Source organism: Kitasatospora sp. NPDC057512 (assembly GCF_042802135.1).
GTDB lineage: Bacteria > Actinomycetota > Actinomycetes > Streptomycetales > Streptomycetaceae > Kitasatospora.
This window is the reverse complement of the sequence record NZ_JBHVET010000672.1, coordinates 1-4,753: the sequence shown is the minus strand read 5'-3', so window position 1 is coordinate 4,753 and position 4,753 is coordinate 1. Positions and strand designations below refer to the sequence as shown.

Annotated in this window: 4 protein-coding genes; 3 read left to right on the top strand and 1 reads right to left on the bottom strand. The window is 71.8% G+C overall.

All coding sequences use genetic code 11. From position 1 onward, the window contains the following. Nucleotides 1–38: 38 nt before the first annotated feature. Nucleotides 39–707 (bottom strand): NAD(P)-binding oxidoreductase, encoded by a 669-nt coding sequence (locus tag ACFU6K_RS31620; protein ID WP_380668851.1) that lies wholly within the window; start codon nt 705–707, stop codon nt 39–41. A 68-nt stretch (nt 708–775) separates the two neighbouring features. Here ACFU6K_RS31620 and dxr point away from each other — a divergent pair, with 68 nt between their 5' ends. The 3 genes from dxr to ispG all read left to right on the top strand — a co-directional run bounded on the left by dxr (nt 776) and on the right by ispG (nt 4,692). Beyond that, on the top strand, nt 776–2,014 hold the full coding sequence (gene dxr, locus ACFU6K_RS31615; RefSeq protein WP_380668849.1) for a 1-deoxy-D-xylulose-5-phosphate reductoisomerase: 1,239 nt from the start codon (nt 776–778) through the stop codon (nt 2,012–2,014). Nucleotides 2,015–2,083: 69 nt separating this feature from the next. Continuing rightward, nucleotides 2,084–3,388, top strand: coding sequence for a M50 family metallopeptidase (locus ACFU6K_RS31610; RefSeq protein WP_380668847.1), 1,305 nt, complete (start codon nt 2,084–2,086; stop codon nt 3,386–3,388). 143 nt (nt 3,389–3,531) lie between these two features. Continuing rightward, on the top strand, nt 3,532–4,692 hold the full coding sequence (gene ispG / locus ACFU6K_RS31605) for a flavodoxin-dependent (E)-4-hydroxy-3-methylbut-2-enyl-diphosphate synthase (protein WP_380668845.1): 1,161 nt from the start codon (nt 3,532–3,534) through the stop codon (nt 4,690–4,692). The last annotated feature ends 61 nt before the right edge of the window (nt 4,693–4,753 follow it).

The window sequence follows — 4,753 nt, the reverse complement described above, 5'->3', positions numbered from 1 at the left end:
GAACCGGGCCCTCCTCGCGTTCGCGCCCCCGCGCGGGCTCAGCCGTCGTGTCCGGCGGCCGCCGCGACCGCCTCCTCGACGGTGGCGTTCCCGGTGACCAGCTCCAGGGTCAGCCCGGCGGTGCCCGGTTCGTGCAGCAGCGCGGCCAGGACGGCGGCGACGTCGGCCCGGTCCACCGCGCCGCGGTCGACGGAGGGGGCGAGCCGGACCAGACCGGTGCCGGGGCCGTCGGTGAGCCGTCCGGGGCGCAGCACCGTCCAGTCCAGTGCGGTGCGGGCCCGGACGGCGTCGTCGGCGGCGCCCTTGGCCCGCAGGTAGGTCTCGAAGACCTCGTCGGCGGGGAAGCGGGCCTCGGCGTCGGCGGCCATCGCCGAGACCATCAGGTACCGGCGGACCCCGGCGAGTTCGGCGGCGTCGGCGAGCAGCACGGCGGCGTCCCGGTCGACGGTGTTCTTGCGGGCGGCGCCGCTGCCCGGTCCGGCGCCGGCGGCGAAGACCACCGCGTCGGCACCGGTCAGCAGTCCGGCGAGCCGGGTGGCGGTGGCGGCCTCCAGGTCGAGCAGCAGCGGTTCGGCGCCGGCGTCGACGAGGTCCTGGGCCTGTTCGGGGCGGCGGATGATCCCGGCGGGTCGCTCGCCGCGGGCGGCGAGCAGCCGTTCCAGGTGGAGCGCGATCTGTCCGTGGCCCCCGGCGATGACGGTACGCATGGTCCGACGGTAGTCCGAAGGGTCGGAAGTCGTCCTGGGGAGTGCCGCGAACAGGACACAATGGGCGCATGACTTCGCTCGCCCACCCGCAGCTGCGCTTCACGCCCACCGTGGCGGACCCCTCCGGCCCCCGGGAGCTGGTGATCCTGGGTTCCACCGGTTCGATCGGCACCCAGGCGATCGACGTGGTGCTCCGCAACCCGGACCGTTTCCGGGTGGTCGCCCTGTCGGCGGCGGGCGGTCGGGTGGAGCTGCTCGCCGAGCAGGCGGTGCGGCTGGGCGTGCACACCGTGGCGGTGGCCGATCCGGCGGCCGTCCCGGCGCTGCGCGAGGCGCTGGCCGCGAAGGCGGCGGGCGGTCCGCTGCCGACCGTGCTGGCGGGCCCGGACGCGGCGACCGAGCTGGCGGCCCTGGAGTGCCACTCGGTGCTGAACGGCATCACGGGGTCGATCGGCCTGCGGCCGACGCTGGCCGCGCTGAAGGCGGGCCGGGTGCTGGTGCTGGCCAACAAGGAGTCGCTGATCGTCGGCGGTCCGCTGGTGAGGGCGGTGGCGAAGCCGGGCCAGATCGTGCCGGTGGACTCCGAGCACGCGGCGCTGTTCCAGGCGCTGGCGGGCGGTACCCGGGCCGAGGTGCGCAAGCTGGTGGTCACCGCGAGCGGCGGCCCGTTCCGCAACCGCACCCGTGAGCAGCTGGCCGGGGTGACCCCGCAGGACGCGCTGGCGCACCCGACCTGGGCGATGGGCCCGGTCGTCACGATCAACTCGGCCACCCTGGTGAACAAGGGCCTGGAGGTGATCGAGGCGCACCTGCTGTACGACGTGCCGTTCGACCGGATCGAGGTCGTGGTCCACCCGCAGTCGGTGGTGCATTCGATGGTGGAGTTCACCGACGGTTCGACCCTGGCGCAGGCCAGCCCGCCGGACATGCGGATGCCGATCGCGCTGGGCCTGGGCTGGCCGGACCGGGTGCCGGAGGCGGCCCCCGCCTGCGACTGGACGAAGGCCGCCACCTGGGAGTTCTTCCCGCTGGACGACGAGGCCTTCCCGGCGGTCGAGCTGGCCCGTGAGGTGGGCACCCTGGGCGGTACCAATCCGGCGGTGTTCAACGCGGCCAACGAGGAGTGTGTGGAGGCGTTCCTGAAGGGCCGCCTCGCTTTCACCGGAATCGTGGACACTGTTGCCAAGGTCGTGGCCGAGCACGGTCAGCGGGACGGCGCGGCGGCGGGAACTTCCCTGACGGTCGAGGACGTCCTGCACGCGGAGGACTGGGCGCGCGCCCGGGCCCGCGAGCTGGCGGCCGGCTGACGGTCGACCGACGACCCCGATTGCGGTAGGACGAGACGATGAGCGGAGCGGCATGACGGAGGACCAGCGGTGGCAACGGTTTTGACGGTGGTCGGCATCCTGGTCTTCGTCATCGGGCTGCTCGTCTCGATCGCCTGGCACGAACTCGGCCACCTCTCCACGGCCAAGCTGTTCGGCATCCGGGTGCCCCAGTACATGGTCGGCTTCGGCCCGACCCTCTGGTCGCGCCGGAAGGGCGAGACCGAGTACGGCATCAAGGCGATCCCGTTCGGCGGGTACATCCGGATGATCGGGATGTTCCCGCCGGGCGAGGACGGCCGGATCACCAAGCGCAGCAGCTCACCCTGGCGCACCATGATCGAGGACGCCCGCGAGGCCTCCTACGAGGAGCTCCAGGAGGGTGACGAGAGCCGGCTCTTCTACACCCGCAAGCCGTGGAAGCGCATGATCGTGATGTTCGCCGGGCCGTTCATGAACCTGGTCCTGGCGTTCGGGCTCTTCCTGACCGTCATGATGGGCTTCGGCGTCTCGATGACGGTGCCGACCATCGGCTCGGTCGCCCAGTGCGTGGTCAAGGCCGGCCAGCCCACCGACACCTGCCCCGCCGACGCGCCCAAGACCCCGGCCAACGAGGTGGGCCTGCGCCAGGGCGACAAGGTGCTCTCCTTCGACGGCGACCGGATCCGCGACTACGACCAGCTCCAGGCGGACATCCGGAAGTCGGCCGGCAAGCAGGTGGCGATCGTCGTGGAGCGCGGCGGCCAGCGGCTCACCTTCACGCCCACCATCGCCGTCAACGACGTGCAGAAGTACGACGGCAACGGCGTGCCGCTGAAGGGCCAGACCGTCCAGGCCGGGTTCCTCGGGTTCACCCCGAAGAGCGAAACCGTCCAGCTCGGCTTCGGGCAGTCGGTCGACCGGATGTACGACATGGCGGAGAACGGGGTGAAGTCGCTGGCCGCCCTGCCCGGCAAGATCCCCGGGCTGTGGAACGCCGTCGTCGGCGACGCCCCGCGCGACCCGGACTCCCCGGTCGGCATGGTCGGCGCGGCCCGGGTCAGCGGCGAGGTCTTCTCGCTCGACCTGCCCGCCACCCAGCGGATCGCGTTCTTCGTGAACCTGCTGGCCGGCATCAACCTGTCGCTCTTCCTCTTCAACATGCTGCCGCTGCTCCCGCTGGACGGCGGGCACATCGCCGGCGCGGCCTGGGAGGCGGTCCGCCGCCGCTTCGCACAGCTGTTCCGGCGGCCCGACCCGGGCCCGTTCGACGTCGCCAGGCTGATGCCGGTGGCGTACGTGGTGGCCAGCATCTTCATCGGCTTCACGCTCCTGGTGATGGTCGCCGACCTGGTGAACCCGGTGAAGATCAGTTAGGGCGTTCGGGTACCACGGGTGTGCTGGGCGCCGTTGCGGTGCCGTACCGTGGAGGCCGGGTGCGCGATCGTCAGCGCGCCCGGCCTCGGCCGTGTCACGGCCGGGCGGTCGACCACACCTCAACCCCGGGGAACCCTGCGCACATGACCGCGATCTCGCTCGGTATTCCGTCCCTGCCGCTCAAGCCGCTGGCCAAGCGCCGTTACTCCCGGCAGATCATGGTCGGCAACGTGCCGGTCGGCGGCGACGCCCCGGTCTCGGTGCAGTCGATGACCACCACGGTCACCTCCGACATCAACGCCACGCTGCAGCAGATCGCCCAGCTCACCGCGTCCGGCTGCCAGATCGTCCGGGTCGCCGTCCCCTCGCAGGACGACGCCGACGCGCTGCCGATCATCGCCAAGAAGTCGCAGATCCCGGTCATCGCGGACATCCACTTCCAGCCCAAGTACGTCTTCGCGGCGATCGACGCCGGCTGCGCCGCCGTGCGCGTGAACCCGGGCAACATCAAGCAGTTCGACGACAAGGTCGGCGAGATCGCCAAGGCCGCCAAGGACGCGGGCGTGCCGATCCGGATCGGCGTCAACGCCGGTTCGCTGGACAAGCGCCTGCTGGAGAAGTACGGCCGGGCCACCCCGGAGGCGCTGGTCGAGTCGGCGCTGTGGGAGTGCTCGCTGTTCGAGGAGCACGACTTCCGCGACATCAAGATCTCGGTCAAGCACAACGACCCGGTCGTGATGATCAACGCCTACCGCCAGCTCGCCGCCGCGTGCGACTACCCGCTGCACCTCGGCGTGACCGAGGCCGGGCCGGCCTTCCAGGGCACCATCAAGTCGGCGGTCGCCTTCGGCGCGCTGCTGGCCGAGGGCATCGGCGACACCATCCGGGTCTCGCTCTCCGCCCCGCCGGCCGAGGAGATCAAGGTCGGCAACCAGATCCTGGAGTCGCTCGGGCTGCGCGAGCGCGGCCTGGAGATCGTCTCCTGCCCGTCCTGCGGGCGCGCCCAGGTGGACGTCTACAAGCTCGCGGAGGAGGTCACCGCCGGGCTGGAGGGCATGGAGGTGCCGCTGCGGGTGGCCGTCATGGGCTGCGTCGTGAACGGTCCGGGCGAGGCCCGGGAGGCCGACCTCGGGGTCGCCTCCGGCAACGGCAAGGGCCAGATCTTCGTCAAGGGCGAGGTCATCAAGACCGTTCCGGAGTCGAAGATCGTCGAGACCCTGATCGAGGAGGCGCTCAAGCTCGCCGAGCAGATGCAGGCGGCGGGTGTCGAGGCGGGGGCGCCGACCGTGGTCGCCGGGGAGTGAAGGGCCGCGGGGGGAGCGGCCCCCGCGCAGCGTGTTCCGACAGCCGTGGGCTGTCCCGACC